Annotated in this window: 23 protein-coding genes; 10 read left to right on the top strand and 13 right to left on the bottom strand. The window is 70.7% G+C overall.

What is annotated here, in order from left to right; all coding sequences use genetic code 11:
- Nucleotides 1-437 precede the first annotated feature (437 nt).
- The 7 genes from NBY69_RS22005 to NBY69_RS21975 all read right to left on the bottom strand — a co-directional run bounded on the left by NBY69_RS22005 (nucleotide 438) and on the right by NBY69_RS21975 (nucleotide 7461).
- Complete coding sequence (locus NBY69_RS22005) at nucleotides 438-1211, bottom strand: ABC transporter ATP-binding protein (protein WP_374211320.1); 774 nt, start codon at nucleotides 1209-1211, stop codon at nucleotides 438-440.
- A gap of 4 nt (nucleotides 1212-1215) precedes the next feature.
- On the bottom strand, nucleotides 1216-2145 hold the full coding sequence (locus tag NBY69_RS22000) for an ABC transporter permease (protein WP_250302924.1): 930 nt from the start codon (nucleotides 2143-2145) through the stop codon (nucleotides 1216-1218).
- Between the two features lie 104 nt (nucleotides 2146-2249).
- Nucleotides 2250-3134 (bottom strand): glycosyltransferase family 2 protein, encoded by an 885-nt coding sequence (locus NBY69_RS21995; RefSeq protein WP_250302923.1) that lies wholly within the window; start codon nucleotides 3132-3134, stop codon nucleotides 2250-2252.
- Entirely contained in the window at nucleotides 3131-3910 is a 780-nt protein-coding gene (locus tag NBY69_RS21990) for a CDP-alcohol phosphatidyltransferase family protein (RefSeq protein WP_250302921.1), read from the bottom strand. Before NBY69_RS21990 ends, NBY69_RS21995 begins: the two co-directional genes overlap by 4 nt.
- Entirely contained in the window at nucleotides 3888-4949 is a 1062-nt protein-coding gene (locus tag NBY69_RS21985) for an iron-containing alcohol dehydrogenase family protein (protein WP_250302919.1), read from the bottom strand. Before NBY69_RS21985 ends, NBY69_RS21990 begins: the two co-directional genes overlap by 23 nt.
- Complete coding sequence (locus NBY69_RS21980; RefSeq protein WP_250302917.1) at nucleotides 4937-5689, bottom strand: sugar phosphate nucleotidyltransferase; 753 nt, start codon at nucleotides 5687-5689, stop codon at nucleotides 4937-4939. Before NBY69_RS21980 ends, NBY69_RS21985 begins: the two co-directional genes overlap by 13 nt.
- The gene (locus tag NBY69_RS21975; protein ID WP_250303141.1) at nucleotides 5686-7461 is read right to left on the bottom strand and encodes a DUF5941 domain-containing protein; all 1776 of its coding nucleotides are present in this window, start codon (nucleotides 7459-7461) and stop codon (nucleotides 5686-5688) included. Before NBY69_RS21975 ends, NBY69_RS21980 begins: the two co-directional genes overlap by 4 nt.
- Nucleotides 7462-7690: 229 nt before the next feature.
- Between NBY69_RS21975 and galE the strand changes: the two genes are divergently transcribed.
- From galE to idi, 3 genes are all read left to right on the top strand, one after another.
- On the top strand, nucleotides 7691-8692 hold the full coding sequence (galE, locus tag NBY69_RS21970; protein ID WP_250302915.1) for a UDP-glucose 4-epimerase GalE: 1002 nt from the start codon (nucleotides 7691-7693) through the stop codon (nucleotides 8690-8692).
- 127 nt (nucleotides 8693-8819) lie between these two features.
- Nucleotides 8820-9761 (top strand): cation diffusion facilitator family transporter, encoded by a 942-nt coding sequence (locus NBY69_RS21965; protein ID WP_250302914.1) that lies wholly within the window; start codon nucleotides 8820-8822, stop codon nucleotides 9759-9761.
- 259 nt (nucleotides 9762-10020) lie between these two features.
- Complete coding sequence (gene idi, locus NBY69_RS21960) at nucleotides 10021-10581, top strand: isopentenyl-diphosphate Delta-isomerase (protein ID WP_250302911.1); 561 nt, start codon at nucleotides 10021-10023, stop codon at nucleotides 10579-10581.
- Here idi and NBY69_RS21955 read toward each other — a convergent pair.
- Nucleotides 10547-11086 carry an ATP-binding protein gene (locus NBY69_RS21955; protein ID WP_250302909.1) on the bottom strand — a complete coding sequence of 180 codons (540 nt, stop codon included), beginning with the start codon at nucleotides 11084-11086 and terminating at the stop codon, nucleotides 10547-10549. The two genes, idi and NBY69_RS21955, sit on opposite strands and share 35 nt — an antisense overlap.
- A 278-nt stretch (nucleotides 11087-11364) precedes the next feature.
- Here NBY69_RS21955 and NBY69_RS21950 point away from each other — a divergent pair, with 278 nt between their 5' ends.
- Nucleotides 11365-12132: an enoyl-CoA hydratase/isomerase family protein gene (locus NBY69_RS21950; protein WP_250302907.1), complete on the top strand. Its 768-nt coding sequence runs from the start codon at nucleotides 11365-11367 to the stop codon at nucleotides 12130-12132.
- Here the strand turns inward: NBY69_RS21950 and NBY69_RS21945 are convergent.
- Both NBY69_RS21945 and NBY69_RS21940 read right to left on the bottom strand, forming a co-directional pair.
- Nucleotides 12119-12754 (bottom strand): DJ-1/PfpI family protein, encoded by a 636-nt coding sequence (locus tag NBY69_RS21945; protein WP_250302905.1) that lies wholly within the window; start codon nucleotides 12752-12754, stop codon nucleotides 12119-12121. The two genes, NBY69_RS21950 and NBY69_RS21945, sit on opposite strands and share 14 nt — an antisense overlap.
- Before the next feature lie 10 nt (nucleotides 12755-12764).
- A complete protein-coding gene (locus NBY69_RS21940) occupies nucleotides 12765-13757 on the bottom strand; it encodes a GlxA family transcriptional regulator (RefSeq protein ID WP_250302903.1) in 993 nt (330 codons plus the stop codon).
- A 130-nt stretch (nucleotides 13758-13887) separates the two neighbouring features.
- Between NBY69_RS21940 and NBY69_RS21935 the strand changes: the two genes are divergently transcribed.
- Together NBY69_RS21935 and NBY69_RS21930 are read left to right on the top strand one after the other, a co-directional pair.
- Complete coding sequence (locus NBY69_RS21935) at nucleotides 13888-14745, top strand: SCO6745 family protein (protein WP_250302902.1); 858 nt, start codon at nucleotides 13888-13890, stop codon at nucleotides 14743-14745.
- Nucleotides 14746-14959: 214 nt separating this feature from the next.
- Nucleotides 14960-17353, top strand: a complete 2394-nt coding sequence (locus NBY69_RS21930) for a Tex family protein (RefSeq protein ID WP_250302900.1) — start codon at nucleotides 14960-14962, stop codon at nucleotides 17351-17353.
- Between the two features lie 156 nt (nucleotides 17354-17509).
- Here NBY69_RS21930 and NBY69_RS21925 read toward each other — a convergent pair whose 3' ends face one another.
- Entirely contained in the window at nucleotides 17510-19147 is a 1638-nt protein-coding gene (locus tag NBY69_RS21925; RefSeq protein ID WP_250302898.1) for an ABC-F family ATP-binding cassette domain-containing protein, read from the bottom strand.
- Nucleotides 19148-19230: 83 nt separating this feature from the next.
- Between NBY69_RS21925 and NBY69_RS21920 the strand changes: the two genes are divergently transcribed.
- The 3 genes from NBY69_RS21920 to NBY69_RS21910 all read left to right on the top strand — a co-directional run bounded on the left by NBY69_RS21920 (nucleotide 19231) and on the right by NBY69_RS21910 (nucleotide 23147).
- Nucleotides 19231-20271: an FAD-dependent oxidoreductase gene (locus NBY69_RS21920; RefSeq protein ID WP_250302896.1), complete on the top strand. Its 1041-nt coding sequence runs from the start codon at nucleotides 19231-19233 to the stop codon at nucleotides 20269-20271.
- A 159-nt stretch (nucleotides 20272-20430) separates the two neighbouring features.
- On the top strand, nucleotides 20431-21945 hold the full coding sequence (locus tag NBY69_RS21915) for a M1 family metallopeptidase (RefSeq protein ID WP_250302894.1): 1515 nt from the start codon (nucleotides 20431-20433) through the stop codon (nucleotides 21943-21945).
- 167 nt (nucleotides 21946-22112) lie between these two features.
- The gene (locus NBY69_RS21910) at nucleotides 22113-23147 is read left to right on the top strand and encodes a LacI family DNA-binding transcriptional regulator (protein ID WP_250302893.1); all 1035 of its coding nucleotides are present in this window, start codon (nucleotides 22113-22115) and stop codon (nucleotides 23145-23147) included.
- Here NBY69_RS21910 and NBY69_RS21905 read toward each other — a convergent pair.
- Nucleotides 23110-24000: an oxygenase MpaB family protein gene (locus NBY69_RS21905; protein WP_250302891.1), complete on the bottom strand. Its 891-nt coding sequence runs from the start codon at nucleotides 23998-24000 to the stop codon at nucleotides 23110-23112. The two genes, NBY69_RS21910 and NBY69_RS21905, sit on opposite strands and share 38 nt — an antisense overlap.
- Nucleotides 24001-24359: 359 nt before the next feature.
- Here NBY69_RS21905 and NBY69_RS21900 point away from each other — a divergent pair, with 359 nt between their 5' ends.
- On the top strand, nucleotides 24360-25334 hold the full coding sequence (locus tag NBY69_RS21900) for an oxygenase MpaB family protein (RefSeq protein WP_250302890.1): 975 nt from the start codon (nucleotides 24360-24362) through the stop codon (nucleotides 25332-25334).
- Here the strand turns inward: NBY69_RS21900 and NBY69_RS21895 are convergent.
- The gene (locus NBY69_RS21895) at nucleotides 25312-25947 is read right to left on the bottom strand and encodes a TetR/AcrR family transcriptional regulator (RefSeq protein WP_250302889.1); all 636 of its coding nucleotides are present in this window, start codon (nucleotides 25945-25947) and stop codon (nucleotides 25312-25314) included. The two genes, NBY69_RS21900 and NBY69_RS21895, sit on opposite strands and share 23 nt — an antisense overlap.
- Nucleotides 25948-26007 lie beyond the last annotated feature (60 nt).

Genomic DNA, 26007 nt, shown 5'->3' with positions numbered 1-26007 from the left:
ATGCTGCCAGGCGCGGGAACGGCGAGAACATCTCGGAGCTGGGACACGTCCGTTGCCATTGCCGTCACATCTCCCGTTCTACACTGCTGACTCAATACATCCCATTTCGGACACGCCGCGCGGACCTTCAGGCAAGGCGACGCCGGGATGGCGACGCGGGGTTATGGCCCCACTTGCCGTGAATCAGCACCGGTACAGCTTACGTTGTACAACGCCTGGCACGTCGGCGGGGTGCAGCGCACATCACAAGAACACTTCAATCGCCGACAACCTTCCCTGCGCGCACAGTACTTGACGATCACTTGACTCATCAGGAGCAGTGCGTGACGCGCCGCCGGATGCCCGGATCCCGCCGCGGCCGACGGGTCCGTCCGGCGATCCGCAGACGAGAAGCCCCCCGCCGGAAAATCCGGCGGGGGGCTTCTGCGGTGGACCGGTTACTTGCCGGTCTCCTTCTCGTACGCCTTGACGACCTCTTCGGTCGGACCGTCCATCAGCAGCTCGCCCTTCTCCAGCCACAGGACGCGGTCGCAGGTGTCCCTGATCGACTTGTTGCTGTGGCTGACGAGGAAGACCGTGCCGGCCTCCTTGCGGAGTTCGCGGATGCGCTGTTCCGAACGGATCTGGAACTTGCGGTCGCCGGTCGCCAGCGCCTCGTCGATCATGAGGACGTCGTGGTTCTTGGCCGCCGCGATGGAGAACCTGAGCCTGGCCGCCATGCCGGAGGAGTACGTCCGCATCGGCAGGGTGATGAAGTCGCCCTTCTCGTTGATGCCGGAGAAGTCGACGATCCCCTGGTACCGCTCGCGGATCTCCTCGCGCGACATGCCCATGGCCAGGCCACCGAGGATGACGTTGCGCTCGCCGGTCAGGTCGTTCATCAGCGCGGCGTTGACCCCCAGCAGGGAGGGCTGGCCGTCGGTGTAGACCTTGCCGCTCTCGGTCGGCAGCAGTCCGGCGATGGCCCGCAGCAGGGTCGACTTGCCGGACCCGTTGGATCCGATGAGACCGATGGCCTCGCCCCGGTACGCCGTGAAGGTCACCCCGCGTACGGCGTGGACCTTGCGGACTCCGCGCGACGCGCTCTTGTCCTTGCCCACGATCCGGCTGAGCGCCGCGGTGGCCGCGCCCTTGCCGCCGCCACCGGCGTTGACGCGGTACACGATGTGCACATCGTCGGCGATGACCGTGGGGATGCGCGCCTGGTTCATTTCCTCAGCCACGGCCGTACCGCTCCTCAGCCTTCCAGAAGTACACGAAGCCCACGACGCCCAGCAGAACCGCCCAGCCCGCTGCGGCCACCCAGACGTGCGGAGGCAGATTCTCGGATCCGTACCCGTCGATCATGGCGAACCGGACCAGGTCCATGTAGACCGTGGCCGGATTCCACTGGAGCACGTGCGCGATCCACGGCGGCTTGCCCTTGAGCATCACCGAGATGGAGAACATCACGCCGGACGCGTACATCCAGGTGCGCATCACGAACGGCATCAGCTGCGCCAGGTCGGGGGTCTTGCTGCCGAGCCTCGCCATGATCAGCGCGAGTCCCGTGTTGAACACGAACTGGAGCGCGAGCACGGGGATGACGAGCAGCCAGGACAGCGACGGATAGCTGTGGAAGCCGACGGCCACCACCACGAGCACGATCATCGAGTACAGCAGCTGCTGGAGCTGCTGGAGGGCGAACGAGACGGGCAGCGAGGCGCGCGGGAAGTGCAGCGCCCTCACCAGCCCGAGGTTGCCCGAGATCGCGCGGACGCCGGCCATCACCGAACTCTGCGTGAAGGTGAAGACGAACACCCCGGTCACCAGGAAGGGGATGAAGACGTCGTGCGACAGCCCCCTCTTGGTGTTGAGGAGCAGGCCGAAGATGAAGTAGTAGACCGCCGCGTTGAGCAGGGGGGTGGCCACCTGCCACAGCTGCCCCAGCTTGGCCTGGCTGTACTGGGCCGACAGCTTCGCGGAGGAGAAGGCCAGGATGAAGTGGCGTCGGCCCCAGATCTGGCGGACGTACTCCAGGAGCCCAGGCCTGGCACCGCTCACCGACAGGCCGTACTTTCCGGCCAGCTCGGCCGAGGACAGACCGTCGTCGGGAGACGGGCGGTCGCTCAGCGCGACCGCACCGCCATGGGTTGTGTCACTCACAAGTTGAAACTTTCGTGTTCAAGATGCGCTGCCGGAATCGGGTGCAGGCGAGGCGCAGGGGCCAGGTCCCAAAAATACGCCCGATGCTCTCAGGGTGGAGCTTCTCAGATCACCGGGGGCCGACCCAGTCGGGTCAGCCGCCAGACGGTACGCCATTTCATGGGACGACGGGGTCCGCAGGGCGTCGTCCAGCCCTCCTTGAACCCCCCGAACCAGGCCTTGAGCGCGGCCCCGGAGGGCCGGCGGAGCAGCGTGAGCAGCATCCAGACGCCCAGATAGACCGGCACCAGTGGTGCGGGAAGGTTCCGGCGGGCCAGCCAGACCCGGTTGCGGGCCACCATGCGGTGGTAGACCGCGTGCCGGGAGGGGGCGGTCGTCGGGTGGTGGAGGACCATGTCGGCGCGGTAGTCGATCATCCAGCCCGCGTCGAGGGCCCGCCAGGCCAGGTCGGTCTCCTCGTGCGCGTAGAAGAACTCGCCGGGGAGCGGGCCGACCTCGCCGATGACCTTCGACCGTACGGCGTTGGCTCCGCCGAGGAACGTCGTCACGCGAGAGGAGTGCATCGGGTCGGAGGCGCGCAGCCGCGGGACGTGGCGGCGCTGGGTGACTCCGGTGTCCGGGTCGGCGATCCGGAAGCTGATGATGCCCAGCTCGGGGTCGGCGGTGAAGGCCTGGCGGCACAGCTCGGCCGTGTCGGTGTTCGGCAGCAGACCGTCGTCGTCGAGGAAGAGCAGGACGTCCATGTCACTGCCGCCCGGCCCGAAGGCCTCGATGCCGACGTTCCGGCCGCCGGGGATGCCCAAATTCTCGGGCAGCTCCACGGTGCGTACGCCTTCGGGGACGTCCGGCACCGGGGCGCCGTTGCCGACCACGACGACCTCGACGTGGTCGCCGTCCTGCTTGGCGACCGAGTCGAGCAGAGCGCGCAGCTCGTCGGGGCGGTTGCCCATGGTGATGATCACCGCGCCGACCTTCATCGGGGCGCTCACTTGAGCCTGCTCGAAGCCAGGATGGACACGAGGTGGAGCACGCTCTGCAGCAGCGCGATGCCGGCCAGTACCGCGACACCGAGCCGGGTGAAGAACAGGTCCCCCCTGATCTGGTCCACGATCGCCAGGACCAGGATCAGCAGGGACGCCTCGATCCCGAGGACGAGCCGGTGGAACTTCAGCGCCCCGGCCGCACGGCGGGCCAGTGCCATGCCGGAGGAGCGCGGTTCGGACGCCGTCTCCTTGACCGGCGGCATCCCCTGCTGGTGACGGGCGACGCCGACGAGGTCGGTCTCGGACTTGATCATGACGGCGCCGAGGGCGGCGAGGGTGCCGAGGAAGGCCCACAGCCAGTCGATCCGCCCGGAGCCCCAGAGGTCGGCGGCGCGCAGACCGAAGCCGACCAGCACCGCGGCGTCGAGCACATAGGCGGCTACGCGGTCCACGTAGACGCCCACCATCGAGTACTGCTTCTTCCAGCGGGCGACCTCGCCGTCGACGCAGTCGAGAAGCAGATAGAGCTGAGCCATCAGCACGCCGAGCACCGCGCCCCAGATCCCCGGTACGAGGAGGGCGGGGGCGGCGAAGGCGGCGGCGACGGTCATCACATAGGTCAGCTGGTTGGGCGTGATGCGCGTGTTCACCAGGTGGCGGTCGATGCGCAGCGATACCTCGCGCATGTAGAACCGGCCGCCCCAGTGCTCGCCGCTCCGCCGGTCCTTGACGCCCGGAGGGTGAACGACCGGGCGGAGTTCAGCTACCGATGGCTTTTGCATAGTCGGCGTAAGCGTCCTTGATCTGGTCTGTGGACAGGTTGAGGTGTTCGAGGATGGTGAAGCGCCCGGGGCGGGTCTGCGGGGCGTACTCGACGGCCTGGACGAACTCGTCCACGCTGAAGCCGAGCTCCCCGGGCAGTACGGGCAGGGCGTGCCTGCGCAGGACGTCCGCGAAGAGTCCAGCCTCGTCGGCCGCGCCGCGCAGGTGCATCGCGAAGGCGGCACCGAGGCCCACCTGTTCGCCGTGGCTGCCCGCACGCTGGGGGAAGAGCAGGTCGAAGGCGTGGCTGATCTCGTGGCAGGCGCCCGACGAGGGCCTGGTGTCGCCGCTGATCGAGATCGCGATGCCGGAGAGGACGAGCCCCTCGGCGAGCACCATCAGGAACTCGTCGTCGCCGACCCCGCCGGGGTGGCGCAGGACCGCCTCGCCCGCGGTGCGGGCCATGGCCGCCGCGAGTCCGTCGACCGCTTCGCCGTTGACCTGGTGGGACAGCTCCCAGTCGGCGATGGCCGAGATGTTGGAGATCGCGTCGCCGACGCCGGAGCGGATGAAGCGGGGCGGCGCCTCGCGGATCACGTCGAGGTCGACGACGATCGCGATGGGGGTCGGTACCCCGTAGGAGCCGCGTCCGTTGTCGTTGTCCAGAGTCGATACCGGCGAGCAGATGCCGTCGTGCGAGAGGTTCGTCGCGACGGCCACCATCGGCAGGCCCACCCGGGCCGCCGCGTACTTCGCCACATCGATGATCTTGCCGCCGCCGAGGCCGACCACCGCGTCGTACCGCTTGCCCTTGATGCCGTCGGCCAGCCGCACCGCCGAGTCGATGGTGCCGTCGGCGACCGAGTACCAGTCGGCGCCGGGCAGCACCGGCGCGAGCTTCTCGCGCAGCGCCTGGCCCGAGCCCTCGCTTATGGCGAAGGCGAGCTTCCCCGACGCGGAGATCCGCTGGTCGGCGAGGAGCCCGGCCAGCCCGTCCAGGGCGCCGCCGCTGATGTCGACGACGACCGGGGACGGGATGAGCCTCGTCAGTACTGGCACGCGATCTCACGGCCCTTCGCCAGGTCCTCGTGGTTGTCGATCTCGACCCACTTCAGGTCACCGATCGGGGCCACGTCGACGCGGAAGCCGCGGTTCACCAGCTCCTGGTAGCCGTCCTCGTAGTACAGGTCGGGGTCGCGCTCGAAGGTGACCTTCAGGGCGTCGGCGAGCTCGTCGGCCGCCTCGGGCTCGATGAGGGTGACGCCGATGTACTCGCCGGTGGCGGACGCCGGGTCCATCAGCTTGGTGATCTTCGAGACGGCGTCGTCGCCGTCCGTGATGACCTTCATCTCCTCGTCGGCGAGGTGCTTCACCGTGTCGAGGGCGAGGATGATCTTCTGGCCCTGTCCACGGGCGGCGAGCAGGGTCTTCTCGACGGAGACCGGGTGCACGGTGTCGCCGTTGGCGAGTATGACGCCCTGCTTCAGGACCTCACGGGCGCACCAGAGGGAGTAGGCGTTGTTCCACTCCTCGGCCTTGTCGTTGTCGATCAGGGTGATCGTGACGCCGTACGTGGCTTCGAGCTCCGCCCGGCGCGCGTACACGGCCTCCTTGCGGTAGCCGACCACGACCGCGACCTCGGTGAGTCCGACCTCCGCGAAGTTGCCCAGGGCGATGTCGAGGACGGTCTTCGCGCCGCCGTCCTGCTCGGGGCCGACGGGCACCAGGGCCTTGGGCAGCGTGTCGGTGTAGGGGCGCAGACGCCGGCCGGCGCCGGCCGCCAGTACGAGGCCGATCATGCGGGTTCTCCTTCGTCATGTACAGCGGGTGCTCCGGAGGACACCCAGAAACGGATGCTCTCCGCGAGCACCACCAGCGCTACGGCCACGGCGAGCACCGTGAGCGCGACGGTGAAGCGGGTGTTGTCGGTGTGCTGCGTCGTCAGTACGGCGGCGAGTACGGCCACCACCAGCGTCCGGCCCTCGTGGCCGCCGACCGTACGCACCAGCCACCGGGGCGGCGCGCCGGTGCCGCCGCGAATGCGGTACACCGTGTCGTAGTGATGGTAGGCGACGGCCGCCACCAGGCCGAAGGCCGCGGGCAGGGCCCCGGGTACGCCGGAGCGGTCGGCGAGAACGAGGACCGTGAGGTACTCGGCCGCCCGGAACACCGGCGGCACCAGCCAGTCGAGTGCGCCCTTGAGGGGGCGGGAGACGGCGATACCGGAGAGGACGCAGTACACGGCGGCGCCCACGACGGGCCACCAGCTGCCGACGGGGGCGAACAGCGAGGTGCCCACGACCACCGCGCCGCCGACGAACGCGATCACCGGCAGGGCGCTGCGGGGGCCCTTCAGGACCTGGCCGAAGAACTGGGCGAGCGGGCCGGAGTCGGCGAGGTCGGCCAGTGCCTGGGCCGCGCGGTCGGTACGGGTGGCCTTGCGGGTCAGCGAGCGCAGGACCCGGCCCGCCGTGGTGTAGCAGGCGGCGAGTGCGCAGCCGATGAGCAGTGCGTAGAAGACGATGCGGGGGGTGGTCACCGCGGTGAGCACGGCGATCATCGCCCAGCGTTCACCGATCGGCAGCACGATCATGCGGCGTACCCAGACCGTCCAGCCGACGCTGTCGAGCTTGTCGGAGAGGGCCGCGGTGGGACTCGTGTTGGCAGAGGCGTCGTGGTTGGCCTCGTTGAAGGAGAAGTCCACGACATGGCGGCAGGTCTGGAGCACCATCGCGCCGAGCGCGAGGACCCAGATGTCGTCGCCGTTGCGGGCGGCGCCCAGGGCGAGGCCCGCGTAGTAGGCGTACTCCTTGGCCCGGTCGAAGGTCGCGTCCAGCCAGGCGCCGAGCGTGGAGTACTGGAGCGAGTAGCGGGCGAGCTGCCCGTCGGTGCAGTCGAGGACGAAGGAGCAGAGCAGCAGCAGGCCCGCGGCGATGTAGCCGCCGCGGGTCCCCGTCGCCGCGCAGGTCGCCGCTATGAGCGCGGTGATCAGCGAGGCGGTGGTGACCTGGTTGGGGGTCAGTCCCCGGCGGGCGCACCAGCGTGCGATGTACCGCGAGTAGGGGCTGATGCAGTACGTCGTGAAGAAGCCGTCGCGGGACTTCACCGCCGTACGCAGCCGGACCGCCTCGTCGTCGACCGCGGCGACGGCGGCCCTGGCTTCGTGCCGGGTCTGCGGGTCGGTGGGGACGGCGGCGACGAGCGTGCCCAGTTCGGGGCGCTGTACGGCGGTCCCCGCGTCGTCCAGTGCCGCGGCGAGGGTGTCGGGGCCCGGCTCGGCGGTGGCCAGCGCGCGGGTGAGCGCGGGGCGGGCCTCGGGCTGGACGGTGAGCGCCCCGGGGACGGCGGCAGCGGCGAAGCGCGGGTCGGTCAACGCCAGGCGCAGCGCGTGGAGGTGGCCGACGAAACGGGTGTCGACCACCGCCACCCGCTCGTCGGCGGGGGCCGCGGTGAGCAGCTTCACGGTTTCTTCGGCGTCGGCTGCGGTGCATACGTCAAAGCCCAGCGACCGCAGATCGCCGTCGAGCGACGATCCGGGTACCGGCACACCGGCGAGGATGGCGGTCGACAGACGAACTCACTCCTTGGAGCTGGCGTGACACACGCGGAGACGGCCCGTTCCCAGCAGGGGCGGGCGGCATGTCGGCAGAGGCTATCGGATGGACGGAAGCAGGAGTTCACGGGCCGTTTACGTCCCGAAAAGACCGGGCCGGGCTGTGCGCAACCTGCCGCGGTCATCATGATCGATCGATGCCTCGCCCCACAAACCGCGGCCCCCGGGGATCTATAGGGTGGCCGGTATGACATGGCTGATCACAGGTGGGGCGGGGTACATCGGGGCGCACGTGGTGCGCGCGATGGCGGCGGCCGGCGAGCGGGTGGTCGTCCTCGACGATCTCTCCAGCGGCCTGGCCGAGCGGCTCCCGGACGGTGTCCCCCTCGTCCGCGGATCGGTGCTGGACCGCGGCCTCCTCGATGCGGCGCTGGCCGGGTACGAGGTCAGTGGTGTGGTGCATCTCGCGGGCAGGAAGCAGGTCGGTGAGTCCGTCGAGCAGCCGCTGGGTTACTACCGGGACAATGTGTACGGCCTGACGGTGCTGCTGGAAGCCGTGGTCGCGGCGGGGGTACGGCGGTTCCTGTTCTCCTCGTCGGCCGCCGTCTACGGCGTGCCGGACGCGGAGCTGATCCCCGAGTCGACCGCCTGCGCCCCGATCAATCCGTACGGCGAGACGAAACTGGCGGGCGAGTGGCTGGTCCGGGCGGCGGGCCGGGCGCACGGGCTGTCCACGGCCTGCCTCCGCTACTTCAACGTGGCGGGAGCGGCGGCTCCGGAGCTGGCCGACCTCGGGGTGTACAACGTCATCCCGATGTTCTTCGACCGGCTGACCCGCGGCGAGCACCCGCTGATCTTCGGCGACGACTACGCGACCCCCGACGGCACCTGCGTGCGTGACTACATCCATGTCGCCGATCTCGCCGACGCCCATCTCGCCGTGGCCCGCAAGCTGTCCGCCGACGGCCACTCCGGGGACCTGACGGTCAACATCGGCAGCGGCGAGGGCGTATCGGTACGCGAGCTGGCCGACCTGGTGGGCGAGGTCAGCGGGCGGGCGCTGCCTCCCGTGATCGGGCCGCGCCGCCCCGGCGACGCCGCGAAGGCCGTCGCGTCGGCCGAGCTGATCGGCGGCGAGCTGGGCTGGTCGGCGTCGCGCGGGGTGCGCGAGATGGTCGATTCGGCCTGGCAGGGCTGGTGTCTGCGACACCCCGACGCGCGGGGCGAGCTGCCGGTCGCAAGGCTCTGACCTGCAATCATTTCCGCAGGTCAGAGCAGCTGACAACGGTGTTCAGTCCCGTGTTGCCCGATACCCCTACCCCGTAGTTAGCTGACCTCTCGGACAGGAACGCTCACGATCCGGAAGGTGGTTCCTCATGGGGGCTGGGCACGACCACGGGCATACGCACGGAGGGCCGCCCCCGACGGGCACCGCGGGGGCCGCCCACCGGGGGCGGCTGCGTATCGCGCTCTGCATCACGCTGGTCGTGATGGTGGTGGAGATCACCGGCGGCCTGCTGGCCGACTCGCTGGCACTGATCGCGGACGCCACGCACATGGCGACGGACGCCCTCGGGCTCGCCATGGCGCTCCTGGCGATCCACTTCGCCAACCGCCCGGCCGGCGGGAACCGCACCTTCGGCTACGCACGGGCGGAGATCCTCGCGGCGCTCGCCAACTGTCTGCTGCTACTGGGCGTCGGGGGGTACGTCCTCTACGAGGCGATCCAGCGGTTCATCACCCCGGCCGACACCGCGGGCGGCCTGACGATCGTCTTCGGTCTCATCGGGCTGGTCGCCAACATGATCTCGCTGTCCATTCTCGTCAGGGGGCAGAGCGAGAGCATCAATGTCCGGGGCGCCTATCTGGAGGTGCTGGCGGACGCGCTCGGTTCGGTCGCGGTACTGATCGCGGCCGGGCTGATCCTCACGACCGGCTGGCAGGCGGCCGACCCGGTCGCCTCGATCGTGATCGGTCTCATGATCGTCCCGCGTACGGTCAAGCTGCTGCGCGAGACGCTCGACGTCCTGCTGGAAGCGGCACCCAAGGACGTCGACATGGCAGAGGTACGGGCCCACATCCTGGCCCTGCCCGGTGTGGCCGACGTCCATGATCTCCATGTGTGGACGATCACTTCGGGAATGCCGGTCCTGTCCGCGCACGTGGTGGTCAGTCCCGATGTCCTCGACTCGATCGGGCACGAGAAGATGCTCCACGAGCTGCAGGGCTGTCTCGGCCATCATTTCGATGTCGAGCACTGCACGTTCCAACTGGAGCCGGGCGGCCACGCGGAGCACGAGGCGAAGCTCTGTCACTGAGAGTGCACGGGTGAAACCCCTTGCGCGACAGGCTCGTTGCACCTGGTGGAAACGGCGGGGAATGTGGTTGCGCCGCTCCCGCACGGTGCCCCCGCAGCCGGACCGGTTTCCCGGCGACCGGCGAATTCTGATAGTCCGGTCGGTGCCCCTGCCGCACGGTGCGGCGGGGGCACCGACACGTCTTGCGCTCCGAAGTGCGGACAAGCCGCTTTTGTACGGCAGACTGAGGAGCCGGTGACGCCCGATGCGAAGGATGGTTATGTCGAACGGCGCAGCAGAAGCGATCATGCTCGAACTGGTCGATGAGAGCGGCAGGACCATCGGGACGGCGGAGAAACTCTCCGCCCACCAGGCCCCGGGTCAGCTGCACCGGGCTTTCTCGGTGTTCCTCTTCGACGAGTCGGGGCGGCTGCTGATCCAGCGTCGGGCGCTCGGCAAGTACCACTCCCCCGGAGTGTGGTCCAACACCTGTTGCGGGCACCCGTATCCGGGCGAGTCCCCCTTCGCGGCGGCGGCCCGTCGTACGTACGAGGAGCTGGGCATCTCGCCCGCACTGCTCGCCGAGGCGGGCACGGTCCGCTACAACCACCCGGACCCCGATTCGGGCCTGGTGGAGCAGGAGTTCAACCACCTCTTCGTCGGGCTGGCGCAGGCGGCGCTGCGTCCGGACCCCGAGGAGGTCGACGACACGGCCTTCGTCACCGCCGCGGAGTTGGCCGAGCGGCACGCCTCGGCGCCGTTCTCCTCGTGGTTCATGACGGTGCTGGACGCGGCGCGCCCCGCGGTCAGAGAGCTGACGGGGTCGAACGGGGGCTGGTGACGGTGACGACGAGCGGCAGGGCGGCCCAGACGACCTTGCCGCCGTTCGCCGTCTGCTCGACCCCGCAGGTCCCGCCCGCTTCCCCGGTGATCTCCCGTACGAGCATCAGCCCCCGGCCGCCCGTCTGACCGTGGTCCGCCTCCAGCGCCTTCGGCCGGTAGGGGTGGTTGTCCTCGACGGACACCCGGATCCACGATGTCCCGACGGCCACCTCCACGGCGATCTCCGGTGAGAGCAGCGCGGCGTGCCGTACGGCGTTGGTGACGAGTTCGGAGACGATCAGCAGCAGGCCCTGGACGGTGTCGCCGCCGACCGGGACCTGCTGGCGTTCCAGCAGATCGCGTACGGCGTGCCTCGCCTGCGGTACGGAGACGTCCACCGCGGGAGCGGTGAACCGCCAGACACCCTCGTACGGCAGGGGGTCGGCGACTGCCGGGTCGGGCGGGCTGTTGCTCCCGCGGCTCTCCATGTCCCGGCTCCCGCCCTCGCGCTCGATGGTGACCACACGACGAGTGTTGGGAATGACCGGGTCGGTGCCGGGCAGCTGAACAGAAGTCAGCGCCTATCGACGCAATTCGACTGGATTTGCTGCATCGTAGCGCGCGCATGACCGATGCCGGTCTCTCTCTGACGTCTCCGTAGACGTCTACGGAGACGTCTACGGACAGCGTCCAAGGACGACATCCACGAACGGCATCCTCGGGCGCTGCCTGCGGACAGCAGATGCCTGCGGACAGCATCCGCCGATGACGTCCGCGGATTCGGCCCCGATAGCATCCGGCCATGGAACCGCAGCTGGAGCACACCGTCGCCGACGGGGTCGCCACCGTCGTGATCAGCCACCCCGCCAAGCGCAACGCCATGACGGCCGGGATGTGGCGGGCCCTCCCCGGGCTGCTGGACACACTGGCCGCCGACCCGGCCGTACGGATGATGGTACTGACCGGCGCGGGGAACACGTTCTGCGCGGGCGCCGACATATCGACACTGCGTGGTCCCGGTGCGGCCGGGGAAGAACCTCAGCGGCTCGCGGTCGGAGCCGAGGAGGCACTCGCCGGATTCCCCAAGCCCACGATCGCCGCCGTGCGCGGGTACTGCGTGGGCGGCGGCTGCCAGTTGGCGGCTGCCTGCGATCTCCGGTTCGCGGAGGAGGGAGCCTCCTTCGGGGTGACCCCCGCGAAGCTCGGGATCGTCTACCCCGCTCCGTCCACCGCCCGGCTGGTGTCGCTGGTGGGCCCGGCGACCGCCAAGTACCTGCTGTTCTCGGCCGAGTTGATCGGAACCGACCGGGCGCTGCGCACCGGGCTGGTGGACGAGGTACTGCCCTCCGGTCAACTCGACCGGCGCATCGCCGAGTTCAGCCGGGTGCTGGTGTCCCGCTCGCAGCTGACCCAGACCGCGGCCAAGGAGTTCGCCGACGGGCGGGGCGACCGGGACGCGTACTGGCGGGCGCGGGCCCGCGCCGCCGACGACCCCGTGGAGGGGGTCACCGCCTTCCTGGAGCGGCGCGAGCCCCGGTTCACCTGGAGTCCGGCCGTCACTGAAGGATGAAACGGCTTCTGTTCCGGAGCTTCTCGACCAGCGCGGCGGGGGCCTTCTGCGGCGAGCCCGCGTCGTACGGGGGCTGCGGGTCGTACTCGGTGAGCAGCTGGACGGCCTGGGCGTGTTCGTCACCGGCGATCCGGCCGACCAGGGTGAGCCCCATGTCGATGCCGGACGACACCCCGGCCGCGGTGATGAACTTGCCGTCGGTGACGACGCGTTCGCCGGTCGGCTCGGCTCCGAACGTGCTGAGCGTGGGGAGCGCCAGCCAGTGCGAGGTGGCGCGGCGCCCCTTGAGCAGACCCGCCGCCGCCAGCAGCAGTGAGCCGGTGCACACCGAGGTCGTCCAGGTGCTGGTGCTGTCCGCCGTCCGCAGCCAGCCGAGCAGCGCCTCGTTCTCCATCTGGGCGGACTGCCCGGGGCCGCCCGGCACCACGACGATGTCGGGGTGCGGCACCTCGTCGAGCCTCTTGTCCGCGACGAGCGCGAGGGTGCCCCTCTCGTTGCGTACCGGCCCGGTCCGCTCGGCGACGAAGACCGTCTCGGCGCCCAGGATGCTGCTGAGCATTTCATAGGGGCCGACCGCGTCGAGTGCGGTGAAGCGGTCGAAGAGGACGATGGCGATCTGCACGGGGTGCCTTTCAGCCGACGGGACAGGGGACGACGGGTGGGGTGCTGCCGGACGGCGCGGCGCGGAAGCGGCGACGGTATTCGGCGGGTGCGGTGGCGAGCGCCCTGACGAAGGCGCGGCGCATGGCCTCGGGGGTGCCGTAGCCACAGGCGCGGGAGATCTCCGTGACGCCGGCCGCCGTGTCCTCCAGAAGGCGTCTGGCCTGTTCCAGGCGGACGCGTTCCACGTACCGGCCCGGCGTCGTGCCGGTCTCCGCGTGGAAGGCGCGGGCGAAGTGCCGGGGTGAGAGGCGTGCGCGGGCGGCGAGGGACTCGACCGACAGATCGCCGCCCGGGTGTTCGCTGATCCACTGCTGGACCTCACGGAGCGGTTCGCTCCGGGCTGTCTGCGCGGCCAGCTGCGCGCTGAACTGGGCCTGGTTGCCGGGGCGTCGGAGAAAGACGACGAGGTGCCGGGCGACGGTCAGTGCCGTGTCCCGGCCGTGGTCCTCCTCGACCAGGGCGAGCGCGAGATCGATGCCCGCGGTGACTCCGGCGGAGGTGGCGAGCTTCCCGTCCCGCACGAAGATCGGATCCGGGTCGACGTCCACGGAGGGGTACGACCTGGACAGGTGGTCGCAGACGGACCAGTGCGTGGTGACCCGATGGCCGTCCAGCAGTCCGGCCGCGGCGAGCAGCAGTGCCCCCGTGCAGACGGAGACGATGCGCTCGGCGCGCGGGGCGTGCTCGCGCAGCCAGTCGGTCAGCCGGGGGTCGGGGTGGCGGGTGCCCCGGCCGCCGGGGACCAGCAGGGTGTGCGGGTCGTCGGCATCGGCCAGGGAGCCGTCCGGGACGAGGGTGAGGCCGCTGGAGGTACGGACGGCGGAACCGTCGACGGAGGCCGTACGGATCCGGTACGGCTCCCCCCGCACCTGTCCGGCACCCGAGAACACTTCCACCGGGCCGGTCACATCCAGGCTCTGCAGATCGTCGAAGAGGACGACCAGCACGGATCGCTGAGGCATGCCTCTCATCATTCGCGGCCTTGGTGGTGGCCGCAATGACGAACTTCCCACCTTTCCTGCCATCGGCTCTCCACCCCGTGTACCGGCCCGACCCTTCCCCGTGCATCAACCCGTCAGTAACATGCGGCTCATGACCTCTCTCCCGCCCCGTGCCGGCCGTCGCTGCCACAACGTGCTCAACCCCCTGCACTCGACGGTGTTCTTCTCCCCCGAATTCACCGAGGAGCTCGCCGGAATCGGGGTCGACGACGCGGGCTCCGCCTACTTCGGCGCGCGGGGCGCCGCCATGGGGGCCGTGGGGCCCGGCACGATCGCCGCCGCGTTCTACAACTTCAACCCCGAGCTGATCGCCCGGTACGTCCCCGCGGTGTGGGAGACGGCCTCGCCCGAGGCCGTGCTCGGCGCCCGGCTGCGCGCCGCGGACCGCACGCTGCGCCGGGTGCTCGGCGAGGAGGCCGTAGCCTCCGCCGAAATGGCGGAGGCCGCGCGGCTCGCGCAGCGGGCCACCGAGGCCTGTACCCGACACGCCCGGCCGCTGTACTCCGCCCATGCCGATCTGCCGGTGCCCGAGCAGCCGCATCTGGCGCTCTGGCACGCGGCGACACTGCTGCGCGAACACCGCGGCGACGGGCATCTCGCGGTGCTGCTCACTGCCGGAATGGGCCCGCTGGAGGCGCTCGTGAGCCACACCGCGACCGGCAAGGGCATGGCCCGCAGCTGGCTCCTCACCACCCGGGGCTGGGGCCAGGAGGACTGGGACTCCGCCGCGGAACGACTGCGCGGACGTGGGCTCATGGACGCCGGGGACGGGCTCACCGAGGCGGGGATCCAGCTCCGCAAGGACATCGAGTCGCAGACGGACCGGCTCGACCTGGCACCGTACGCGCACCTGGGCGCCGAGGGCGTGGAACGGCTCACCGAGCTCGTCCGCGACTTCGTGGTCACCGCGGCGGGCGCGGGGGCCTTCCCGTCGTACCTGCGAGACTGACGGACTCGCCGCGACCGGCCCGCCGGACCGGCGCTCCGCCGCCTCCGCGGAGCGTGGCCCCCGGCCTGTCGGTGCCGCCTGCCACAATGCTGGTGCACTGTTTTCCCTCTCGTGACGGCGGTCCGGCCAGGACCGGCGGGCCGCCCGTCCGATGGGGTTCCGGGGACTTCCCCGGAGGAATGCGGCAAGCCCAGCGAGAAGGCGGTACGGGATCGTGACCACGACCACCCCAGGTTCCATCGAAGGCAGGATCGCCGACGAACTCGGCGTCCGGGAACGGCAGGTGAAGGCCGCCGTCGAGCTGCTCGACGGCGGCTCGACCGTGCCGTTCATCGCTCGCTACCGCAAGGAAGCGACCGAGATGCTCGACGACGCGCAGCTGCGCACGCTGGAGGAGCGGCTGCGCTACCTGCGGGAGCTGGAGGATCGGCGGACGGCAGTTCTGGACTCCGTACGGGAGCAGGGCAAGCTCGATGCCGCGCTGGAGGCGCAGATCCGGGCAGCGGAGACCAAGGCGCGGCTGGAGGACATCTACCTGCCGTTCAAGCCGAAGCGCCGGACCAAGGCGCAGATCGCCCGCGAGGCCGGTCTCGAACCGCTCGCCGACGGGCTGCTGGGCGACCCTTCGGTGGAACCGCTCGTGGCCGCCGCCGCGTTCGTCGACGCGGACAGGGGCGTGGCGGATCCCGCCGCCGCTCTGGAGGGCGCGCGTTCCGTCCTCACCGAGCGGTTCGGCGAGGACGCCGACCTCATCGGTGAGCTGCGTGAACGCATGTGGTCGCGCGGGCGGCTGACGGCGAAGGTGCGGGAGGCCAAGGAAGAGGCCGGTGCCAAGTTCGCCGACTACTTCGACTTCGCGGAGCCGTTCACCGCGCTGCCCTCGCACCGGGTGCTGGCGATGCTCCGGGGCGAGAAGGAGGACGTACTCGACCTGGTCCTCGAACCGGAGGAGCCCGGGGACACCGCGGGACCGTCGACGTACGAGGCGATGATCGCCCGGCGCTTCGGAGTGGCCGACCGGGGCAGGCCAGGCGACAAGTGGCTTGCGGAGACGGTGCGTTGGTCGTGGCGCACCCGGATCCTGGTACATCTGGGGATCGACCTGAGGCTTCGGCTGCGGACCGCCGCGGAGGACGAGGCGGTGAAGGTCTTCGCCTCGAACCTGCGCGACCTGCTGCTGGCCGCACCGGCCGGGACCCGCGCCACGCTCGGCCTGGACCCCGGGTTCCGTACGGGCGTGAAGGTGGCCGTCGTCGACGCGACCGGCAAGGTCGTGGCGACCGATGTGATCCACCCGCACGTCCCGGCCAACCGGTGGGACGAGGCGCTCGCCAAGCTGGCCCGGCTGGCGAAGGAGCACGCGGTGGACCTGATCGCGATCGGCAACGGTACGGCGTCCCGGGAGACCGACAAGCTGGCGGGCGAACTGTGCGCCAAGCACCCCGAGTTGAACCTGACGAAGGTGATGGTCTCGGAGGCGGGCGCTTCCGTCTACTCGGCTTCCGCGTTCGCCTCGCAGGAGCTGCCGGACATGGATGTGACGCTGCGCGGCGCGGTGTCGATCGCCCGCAGGCTCCAGGACCCGCTCGCCGAGCTGGTCAAGATCGACCCCAAGTCGATCGGCGTGGGCCAGTACCAGCACGACCTGTCCGAGGTGAAGCTCTCCCGCTCGCTCGACGCGGTCGTCGAGGACTGTGTGAACGGCGTGGGGGTGGACGTCAACACCGCCTCGGCGCCGCTCCTCTCCCGGGTCTCGGGCATCGGGTCGGGACTCGCCGAGAACATCGTGGCGCACCGCGACGCCAACGGCCCCTTCCGGTCCCGCAAGGCGCTCAAGGACGTGGCGAGGCTGGGCCCCAAGGCGTACGAGCAGTGCGCGGGCTTCCTGCGCATCAGGGACGGCGACGACCCGCTGGACGCGTCGAGCGTGCACCCGGAGTCCTATCCGGTGGTGCGGGCGATGACCAGGTCCGCGGGCGGAAGTTCACTGGTGGGCAACGCGCCGCTGCTGCGTTCGCTGGATCCGGCCGACTTCGTGAACGACAAGTTCGGGCTGCCGACGGTGTCGGACATTCTGCGCGAGCTGGAGAAGCCGGGACGCGACCCGCGGCCCGCGTTCAAGACGGCCACCTTCAAGGAAGGTGTCGAGAAGCTGGGCGACCTGACGTCCGGGATGGTCCTGGAGGGCGTCGTCACGAATGTCGCGGCGTTCGGCGCGTTCGTCGACATCGGTGTCCATCAGGACGGGCTCGTGCATGTGTCCGCGCTGTCCAAGACCTTCGTCAAGGACCCGCGTGACGTGGTCAAGCCCGGCGACATCGTCAAGGTGAAGGTGATGGATGTCGACATCCCGCGCAAGCGCATCTCGCTGACGCTGCGGCTGGACGACGAGGCGGCGTCCAAGCCGGCCAGGTCGGGTGGTGGCGGGGAGCGCCGGGAGCGCGGGCAGGACGGCCGTCCTCCGCAGCAACGGCAGGGAGGCCGCGCCCAGCGTGGCGGCGGCGGCAGCGGCGGACGGCAGTCCTCGGCCCCGGCTCCCGCCAACAGCGCGATGGCTGACGCACTGCGGCGGGCCGGACTGAGCGGGCCGGAGCGCGGGCGCCGCTGAGCGGTGTCCCGGCCGGCGGACGGGACGGTGCGCGCGGGTAGCAGCGCGTACCGTCCCGTCCCGTCCGGCGGAGCGTTCGGCACCCCGCCCTCAGCACATCCGTCGGCCCGTCCGACGGGCCGACCGTCCGTCGGCCGGGGCTAGCGGGGCGTCCGCTCAGAGTTCGGTGAGCTTGCCCTCCGCCACCTCGATGCGACGCGTCGTGCGGACCGCGTCGAGCATCCGGCGGTCGTGGGTGACCAGCAGCAGCGTGCCCTCGTACGAGTCGAGGGCCGACTCCAGCTGCTCGATGGCCTCCAGGTCGAGGTGGTTCGTCGGCTCGTCCAGGACGAGGAGATTGACGCCACGACCCTGGAGCAGCGCGAGCGCGGCACGGGTGCGTTCGCCCGGCGACAGGGTGTTCGCGGGGCGCAGGACGTGGGCCGCCTTCAGGCCGAACTTGGCCAGGAGCGTGCGGACTTCGGCCGGCTCCGTGTCGGGGACGGCCGCGCAGAAAGCCTCCAGGAGCGTCTGCGTACCGTAGAAGAGGCCGCGCGCCTGGTCGACCTCGCCGACCACGACCCCCGGGCCGAGCGCCGCATGGCCTGTGTCGAGGGGGACCCGGCCGAGCAGCGCGCCGAGCAGGGTGGACTTGCCCGCGCCGTTGGCGCCGGTGATGGCGACCCGGTCCGCCCAGTCGATCTGGAGGTGCGCCGGCCCGAAGGAGAAGGCGCCCCGGGCGACCCTCGCGTCGCGCAGCGTGGCCACGACCGCGCCGGAGCGGGGGGCCGCCGCGATCTCCATGCGGAGTTCCCACTCCTTGCGGGGTTCCTCCACGACGTCGAGGCGCTCGATCATGCGCTGCGTCTGGCGGGCCTTCGCCGCCTGCTTCTCGCTCGCCTCGCTGCGGAACTTACGGCCGATCTTGTCGTTGTCGGTCGCCTTGCGGCGGGCGTTCTTGACGCCCTTGTCCATCCAGCCCCGCTGCATCTGGGCCCGCCCTTCGAGCGCCGACCGCTTGTCCGCGTACTCGTCGAAGTCCTCGCGGGCGTGCCGGCGGGCCGTCTCCCGCTCCTCCAGGTACCCGGCGTAGCCGCCGCCGTACAGCGTGATCTGCTGCTGGGCAAGATCCAGTTCGAGGACCTTGGTGACCGTGCGGGTCAGGAACTCACGGTCGTGGCTGATGACGACCGTGCCGGCGCGCAGCCCTGCGACGAATCGCTCCAGCCGTTCCAGGCCGTCCAGGTCGAGGTCGTTCGTCGGCTCGTCGAGCAGGAAGACGTCGTACCGGGAGAGCAGCAGCGAAGCGAGACCGGCGCGGGCCGCCTGGCCTCCGGAGAGGGAGGTCATCGGCTGGTCGAGCCCGACGGTCAGACCGAGGGATCCGGCCACTTCGTCGGCGCGCTCGTCCAGGTCGGCGCCGCCGAGATCGAGCCAGCGTTCGAGCGTGGTGGCGTACGCGTCGTCCGCGCCGGGGGTCCCGTCGACGAGGCCCTGGGTGGCTTCCTCCATGGCGCTCTGGGCGGCGGCGACGCCCGTACGGCGGGCCAGGAAGGCCCGTACGGTCTCGCCGTCGCGCCGCTCCGGCTCCTGCGGGAGATGGCCGACGGAGGCGGTGGGCGGCGACAGCTTCAGCTCGCCGTCCTCGGGGGTGTCGAGCCCGGCGAGGAGGCGCAGCAGCGTGGATTTTCCGGCGCCGTTGACTCCGACGAGACCGATCACGTCCCCCGGCGCGACGACGAGATCGAGGCCGGAGAAGAGCGAGCGGTCACCGTGGCCCGCGGCGAGGTCTTTGGCGACAAGGGTTGCAGTCATGAGGGGACCGATCTTAGACCGACCGGCAATTGGAGGGTGGGAGAGGAGGACGGCGCAGCGGGGACTCGGCTACGGTCCGCAGGATGAGCAGCGAAGTGATCGTGGTGGGCGGCGGGGTCATCGGTCTGACGACGGCCATCGTCCTCGCGGAGGGCGGCCACCCGGTGCGGGTGTGGAGCCGGGACCCGGCCGGGCGGACGACGTCGGCGGTCGCGGGGGCCCTGTGGTGGCCGTACCGCATCGAGCCCGAGGAGCTGGTGGGCCGCTGGTCGCTGGAGTCACTGCGGGAGTACGAAGCGCTGGCCGCGGACCCGCGACGGACCGGGGTCCGGCTGGTCGACGGGGTGCACGTCGGGGCGGGGATCGCCGAACTGGGCCCCTGGGCCGCGCAGCTGACCGGGCTGCGGGAGGTCGCGGAGGGCCTGCGGGCCCGGCTTCCGCTGATCGACATGCCGGCCCATCTGGGGTGGCTGCGCCGCAGGCTGGAAGCGGCGGGCGGCCGGGTGGAGGAGCGGACGGTGACGGAGCTCGCGGAGGTGCCGTCCCCGGTGGTGGTCAACTGCACCGGGCTCGGCGCGCACGGCCTGGTGCCGGACCCCGAGGTGTGGCCGGTGCGCGGGCAGCTGGTACTCGTCGAGAATCCGGGGATCGACGAGTGGTGCACGGTCGTCGACCACACGTCGAGCGATACGACGTACTACTTCCCGCAACCCGGCGGCCTGCTCCTGGGCGGCACGGCGCAGGAGGACGACTGGAACCTCCGGCCGGACCCGGCGACGGCGGAGGCGATCGTCGCCCGGTGCGCGCGGCTCAGGCCGGAGATCGCGGACGCGAAGGTCCTGGCCCACCGGGTCGGCCTCCGGCCTTCCCGGTCCGCGGTGCGTCTGGAGGCCGAGCGGCCGGCCCGTTCACTGCCGGGACGTGTCCGGCCGGTCCCCGCCGGGCCCGGAACGCCCGGCACGGCGCCTGACGACCCACCGCACCGGACGCCCCGGACCGATCCGACGGGACCGTCCGGCCAGGTCCTGGTGCACAACTACGGCCACGGCGGCGCGGGCGTCACCGTGGCCTGGGGCTGCGCCAGGGAGGCGGCCCGGCTGGTGGACGCGGGGGCAGCCGCGTAGGACCTGTCCGTTGCGGGCGCACGAGGGGACGGGTACCCGGCGGGCGGCACATGACGGCCGGATGGCGATCCTGTGACAGCAGTGACCGTGGACATGACCAGTGGTTCATGGGCTGAATAGGGTCGAAGGGATCCACGACTCCCACGACTTGGAGCATCCGTGCACCGCAGACTCATCGTCCCGAGCGTGCTCGCGGCCTCACTCATGCTGGCGATCCCGGCATCGGCCGCTGCCCGAGGGTCCGCGCCCAGCGACGCCACGCCCGGCGCCCCCGGCATCGGCGACCCCTACTACCCGGCGTACGGCAACGGCGGCTACGACGTCTCGCACTACGACCTGAAGCTGAAGTACGAGCCGTCGACCGACCGGCTGGACGGCACGGCGACGATCCTCGCCACCGCCACCCAGGACCTCTCCCGGTTCGATCTGGACTTCCTGCTCGATGTGAGCGAAGTACGGGTCAACGGCGCAAAGGCCACCTTTGCCACGTCCGGGCAGCACGAACTGGAGGTCACTCCGGCCCGGTCGCTGGCCAAGGGTTCCTCCGTCACCGTCGTCGTGCGTTACAGCGGCGTGCCGTCCACGAAATCGGCGTACGGCTTCTCGACCTGGCACCGGACCCCGGACGGCGCGGTCGCGGCGGACGAACCCGAGTCGGCCTGGTGGTGGTTCCCGAGCAACGACCACCCGCTCGACAAGGCCACCTTCGATGTGTCGGTCTCCGTGCCGGACGGTACCCAGGCCATCAGCAACGGTGTGCTCCAGTCGCAGCGCTCGAAGCTCGGCAGGACCACGTTCAACTGGCGGTCCAACAAGCCGCAGGCGACGTACCTGACCACGCTCGCGGTCGGCAAGTTCGACATCACCACGGACACGACGGCGGCGGGCGTGCCGATCGTCAACGCGTACAGCAAGGACCTGGGCGACAACTACGGGGCGGCCCGCGCCAGCGTGGAGCGGACCGGTGAGGTAGCCGACTGGCTGAGCGGGTACTTCGGCCCGTACCCGTTCAGCGCGCTGGGCGGCTACGTCCCCAACACCACCACGGGCTACGCGCTGGAGACCCAGACCCGGCCGTTCTACAGTCCCAAGCAGTTCGCGAACGGCGCCAACACCTCGGTGATCGTCCATGAGTTGGCGCACCAGTGGTACGGCGACAGTGTGTCCCTCAAGGGCTGGAAGGACATCTGGATCAACGAGGGTTTCGCCAGCTACGCCGAGTGGCTGTGGTCGGAGAGCGAGGGCCAGGGCACCACACAGCAGCTCGCGGACTACGTGTACGACTCGCACCCGGCCGACGACGCCTTCTGGACGGTGAAGCCGGGCGACCCGGGCGCGGACAACCAGTTCGACGCCGCCGTGTACGACCGGGGCGCGCTCGCCATTCAGGCACTGCGCAACAAGATCGGTGACACCGCGTTCTTCCGGATCCTGAAGGGGTGGCCCACCGAGCACGCCTACGGCAATGCCTCGGTGGCCGACTTCGAGAAGTACGCCGAGCGGATCTCGGGCAAGCCGCTGGCCGAGTTCTTCGACACCTGGCTGTTCACCACCGCCAAGCCGGCCGCGCCGGCGGCGGCGAAGGCGCGGATCGCCCGCCCGGACGCGAAGCCGGTCCGGCCCAGGTCCTGGGAGCAGATCGAGCGCACGCACCGCACCGTGCACGCGCACTGACCTGCTTGCAGCCCCTGCCGCGCCGCCCGTTCCCGAGGGCGGCGCGGCTTTCCGCGTCCGGCGACAGGTGGTGACAGTCTGATCAACCGCCTATCGTGCACCAGGTCGTTACGCTGCTCCCACCGCGAGCACCACCCGACCAGCAACTACGCCGACGAGGAGCTCCCGTGCCCGATCCGATCCCCGGCTCCCGTCCGACCCTGGAGGCCGTAGCGGCCCGCGCGGGTGTGTCCCGGGCGACCGCGTCGCGCGTCGTCAACGGCGGCGCCGGGGTGCGGCAGTTGCTGGTCGAACGGGTCCAGGAGGCCGTCGACGAGCTGGGCTACATCCCCAATCACGCGGCCAGGACACTGGTCACCCGGCGCAACGGCGCGGTGGCCGTGATCATCGCGGAGCCCGAGATCCGGATCTTCTCGGACCCGTTCTTCTCCCAGCAGCTGCGCGGCATAAGCCGCGAACTGACAGCGCATGACTCGCAGTTGGTCCTGCTCCTCGTGGAGGGAAGCGGCGACTACGACCGGGTCGCCCGCTATCTCGCCGGCGGCCATGTGGACGGCGCGCTGGCGTTCTCGCTGCACACCGAGGATCCGCTGCCCGCCGTCATCCACAAGGCCGGGATCCCGGCGGTGTTCGGCGGCCGTCCGGTGTGGAAGGGCCCGGAGTCGGACCTCGCCCTGCCGTACGCCGACTGCGACAACCGGGGCGGCGCCCGCCAGGCCGTACAGCACCTGGTCGGGCTCGGGCGCCGCAGCATCGCGCACATCGCGGGCCCCCAGGACCAGACCTCCGGCATCGACCGGCTGGACGGGTACCGGGACGTGCTGCTGGACGTCGATCCGGGGCTCACCGCCCAGGGCGCCTTCACCGAGGAGAGCGGAGCCGCGGCCATGGCCGAACTGCTGGCGCGCCGGCCGGAGCTGGACGCCGTGTTCGCGGCCAACGACCTGATGGCGTCCGGCGCGCTCCAGGTGCTGCGGAACCACGGCCGGCGGGTGCCGGAGGACGTGGCGGTGGTCGGCTTCGACAACATGGAGAAGGTCGCGGAACTCACCGACCCTCCGCTGACGACGATCCGTCAGGACATCGAGGGGATGGGGCAGTTGATGGTGCGGATGCTGATCCGCGGCCTGGACCGGGAGACCGTCACCCCGCCGGATTCAGTGATCATGCCGACGGATCTGGTGCGCCGGGCGTCCGCCTGACCCGGTGGCGGGCCCGCGCCGCGCGGGCCAGGGGGAGGTAGCGCAGCCGCTCGGGAAGCACCGGCACCACGGCTCCCACGAACCGGCCGAAGCGGCGCAGTGCGCGCTCCTGGGAGTCCGTCCATTCCAGCCCCATGGCCTCGCGGGCGTCCGGCGGCATCAGCCCGACGGTGACGAAGCGCCGGAAGCGCGCCAGGGGCGGCAGCAGTACGGGCCACAGCGCCCGTACGAGCAGCCGGACCACCCGGGGCCCCCGGTCGGGGGCGGGTACCGGGCTGCGGACATCGGTCAGTTCCCGCACCAGGGGGGTGGCCTCGATCTCGTCGGCCAGCATCCTGCGGTAGTACGGCCAGAACGCCTCGACGGTCTGCGGCATGTCCCGGTCGTCGATGCCGAGGACCCGGCCGACCTGGAGCCACTCCCCGTAGAGCTGCCGCTGCTGCGCCTCGGTGTAGGGGCGGCCGAGGTACGTCCGGCGCCGCAGGAAGACCGGGAAGCCGGTGGCGTGCACCCAGGCGTAGGTGTGCGGAGCGAGCGCGCGGTAGTGGCGGCCCCGGGTGTCGGTGCCCTCGATACCCCGGTGCAGCGCCCGGAGGCGGCTCCCCTCCTCGACGGCCGCGTCACCGCCGTACACCCAGAGCTGCAGCGACCACAGCGAGCGCTCGGCGCGGCCCCACGGGTCCGTACGGAAGTCGGAGAACTCGTCGACCCCGGCGCCGACGGCCGGGTGCGCGACCTGCATGGCCAGCGCCGCGGGCAGGGTGAGCAGCGTCCTGATGTCGCCGACCTCGCTCCACAGCACGCCGCCCGGCGGGGGCGGCGCCGGTTCGGCGGGCCTGCTGGGGCTGCTCATGGTGATGCTCCTGAAGGTCGTGGGACGGAGGCGTGCCGTCGGACCAGGCCCCGTCCCCCGGGCCACCGGGAAACAGTTCGCTATATGTCCGGTTTGTGCATTTTCCAGTATGCAGCCGGGCCGACCGCTCCGCCAGGACATCCACGAGCACCCGGCCGCACCACCTCAGCAGACCGATTCAGCCACATCCCTGAAGGTCCGTCAGGGGCGTTGACGTGCGCTGTGAAACAAGTCGATAGTTTCTGTAACATTGACTCTCCGGCATCGGAGGGGCTCGTCAACACGCTGCGTACCAGGGCAGGTTGAGCAGCGCGGGCCTTCACGCACCCTCCGTTCCGGGCACCCGAGGAGGCGAAGCCATGGGCCGCTACAGTCGCCTGCGCGAGATCCGCGCCATGGACCCCGCGCGGGATTTCGAACACATCCACCGGCTGATCTCGCAGTACGAGTTCCCCTGGGACTACGCCCAGGGGGTGAGCGTCGCCTTCCTGCGCGACTACGGCGTCCCCCGGATATCTCAACTGCTCGACCGCACACAGGAGTTCGAGAAGGCCGGGCAGAAGCGGTACGACGACACCGTACTCATCGGCTACGAGATGGTCCGGGACGGGTTCGACAGCGCGCGCGGCCGGGCCGCCGCCCGCCATCTCAACCGCATCCACGGCAGGTACCGCATCCCCAACGAGGACTTCCTGTACGTCCTCGCCACGACCGTCGTCGGCCCGAAGCGCTGGATCGACCGCTTCGGCTGGCGAAAACTCTGCGCCAACGAGGCCGAGGCCCTGGCCCTGGTCGGCCACCGGACGGCGCTGATGATGGGCATCGACGGCGCCCCTTCCAGCTACGCCGGTTTCGAGAGATTCCTCGACGCCTACGAGGCGGAGATGTTCGCGTACCACCCGGCCAACCGCCGGGTCGCGAACGCCACCTTCCGGGTGATGGCGGGCTGGTATCCACGCTTCATGAGCCCCCTGGTGGCCCGGCTGGCGCTGGCGCTGCTCGACGAGCCACTGCTGCGGGCGCTCGGTTTCCGCCCGCAGCCGCAGTGGGTACGGTCGGCCGCCGTCCGGGCCGTGCGGGCCAGGTCGTACGTCGTACGGGCTCTGCCCGCGCGGCCGGGACGACGGCCCGCGCTGCCCAAGCCGAGCTCCTACCCCTTCGGCTGGACGCTGGACGACCTCGGTCCGCACTGGGCGCAGAACCGCCCGCTGCATCCGCTCCCCGACGAGCAGGAGACGGACGGCCAGGAGACGGACGGCCAGGAGACGGACGGACGGCGGACGGGCGACGGTCCGCACGCGGTACGCCGGGTCAGCGCCCCAGCAGCGGAATGAGGTACCGGCGGGCGAAGTCCCGTACCTGGTCGTCGTCGTCGAGCTCGAAGCAGCTGACCGGGTTGAGCAGGAACGAGACGGTGATCCGCACCATCAGTTCGGCGACCGGCGTCGGATCGGTCACCGGCCTGCCCTCCAGCCGTTGCGCGTGCCGCAGCCGGTCGGCGAGATACGACCGGACGGCCAGGAAACCAGGGCCGCTCTCCACCGTCAGAAAGGGCAGCAGCGTCTCGGGCTCCAGCCGCAGCAGCCCGCCGATCAGCGGGTGTTGCCGGATGTGCTGGAGCACCACGAGGAACCCCTCGACCAGCCGGTCCTCCACGGTGGGCAGGCCGGCCACGGTCGCGTCGACGTCCATGACGAACCTGCGGTACTCGCGGATCAGGCAGGCGGAGACCAGCCCGTCCTTGTTGCCGAACCGCCGGTACACGGTGACGCGTGAGACCCCGGCCCGTTTCGCCACGTCGTCGACGGTCGACCGGCGCAGACCGAAGGTGGTGAACTGCTCACGCGCCGCGTCGAGTATCTGCTCGGTGAGCGGGTCCGCGGGCGCCGGCTCACCGTCCAGCGCGTGGGTCAGCAGCGCCGCATCGGCGGTACTCCGTGGAGCCATCAGGCCCTCCCCGTCCGTCCTTCGGCCACCCGGCCACAGCCCGACGACAGTAGCCCAACC

The sequence above is a fragment of the Streptomyces sp. A 4/2 genome, from assembly GCF_940670765.1.
Taxonomy (GTDB): domain Bacteria; phylum Actinomycetota; class Actinomycetes; order Streptomycetales; family Streptomycetaceae; genus Streptomyces.
Note: the sequence above shows the minus strand (reverse complement) of the source record. Positions and strands in the feature narration are given on the sequence as shown.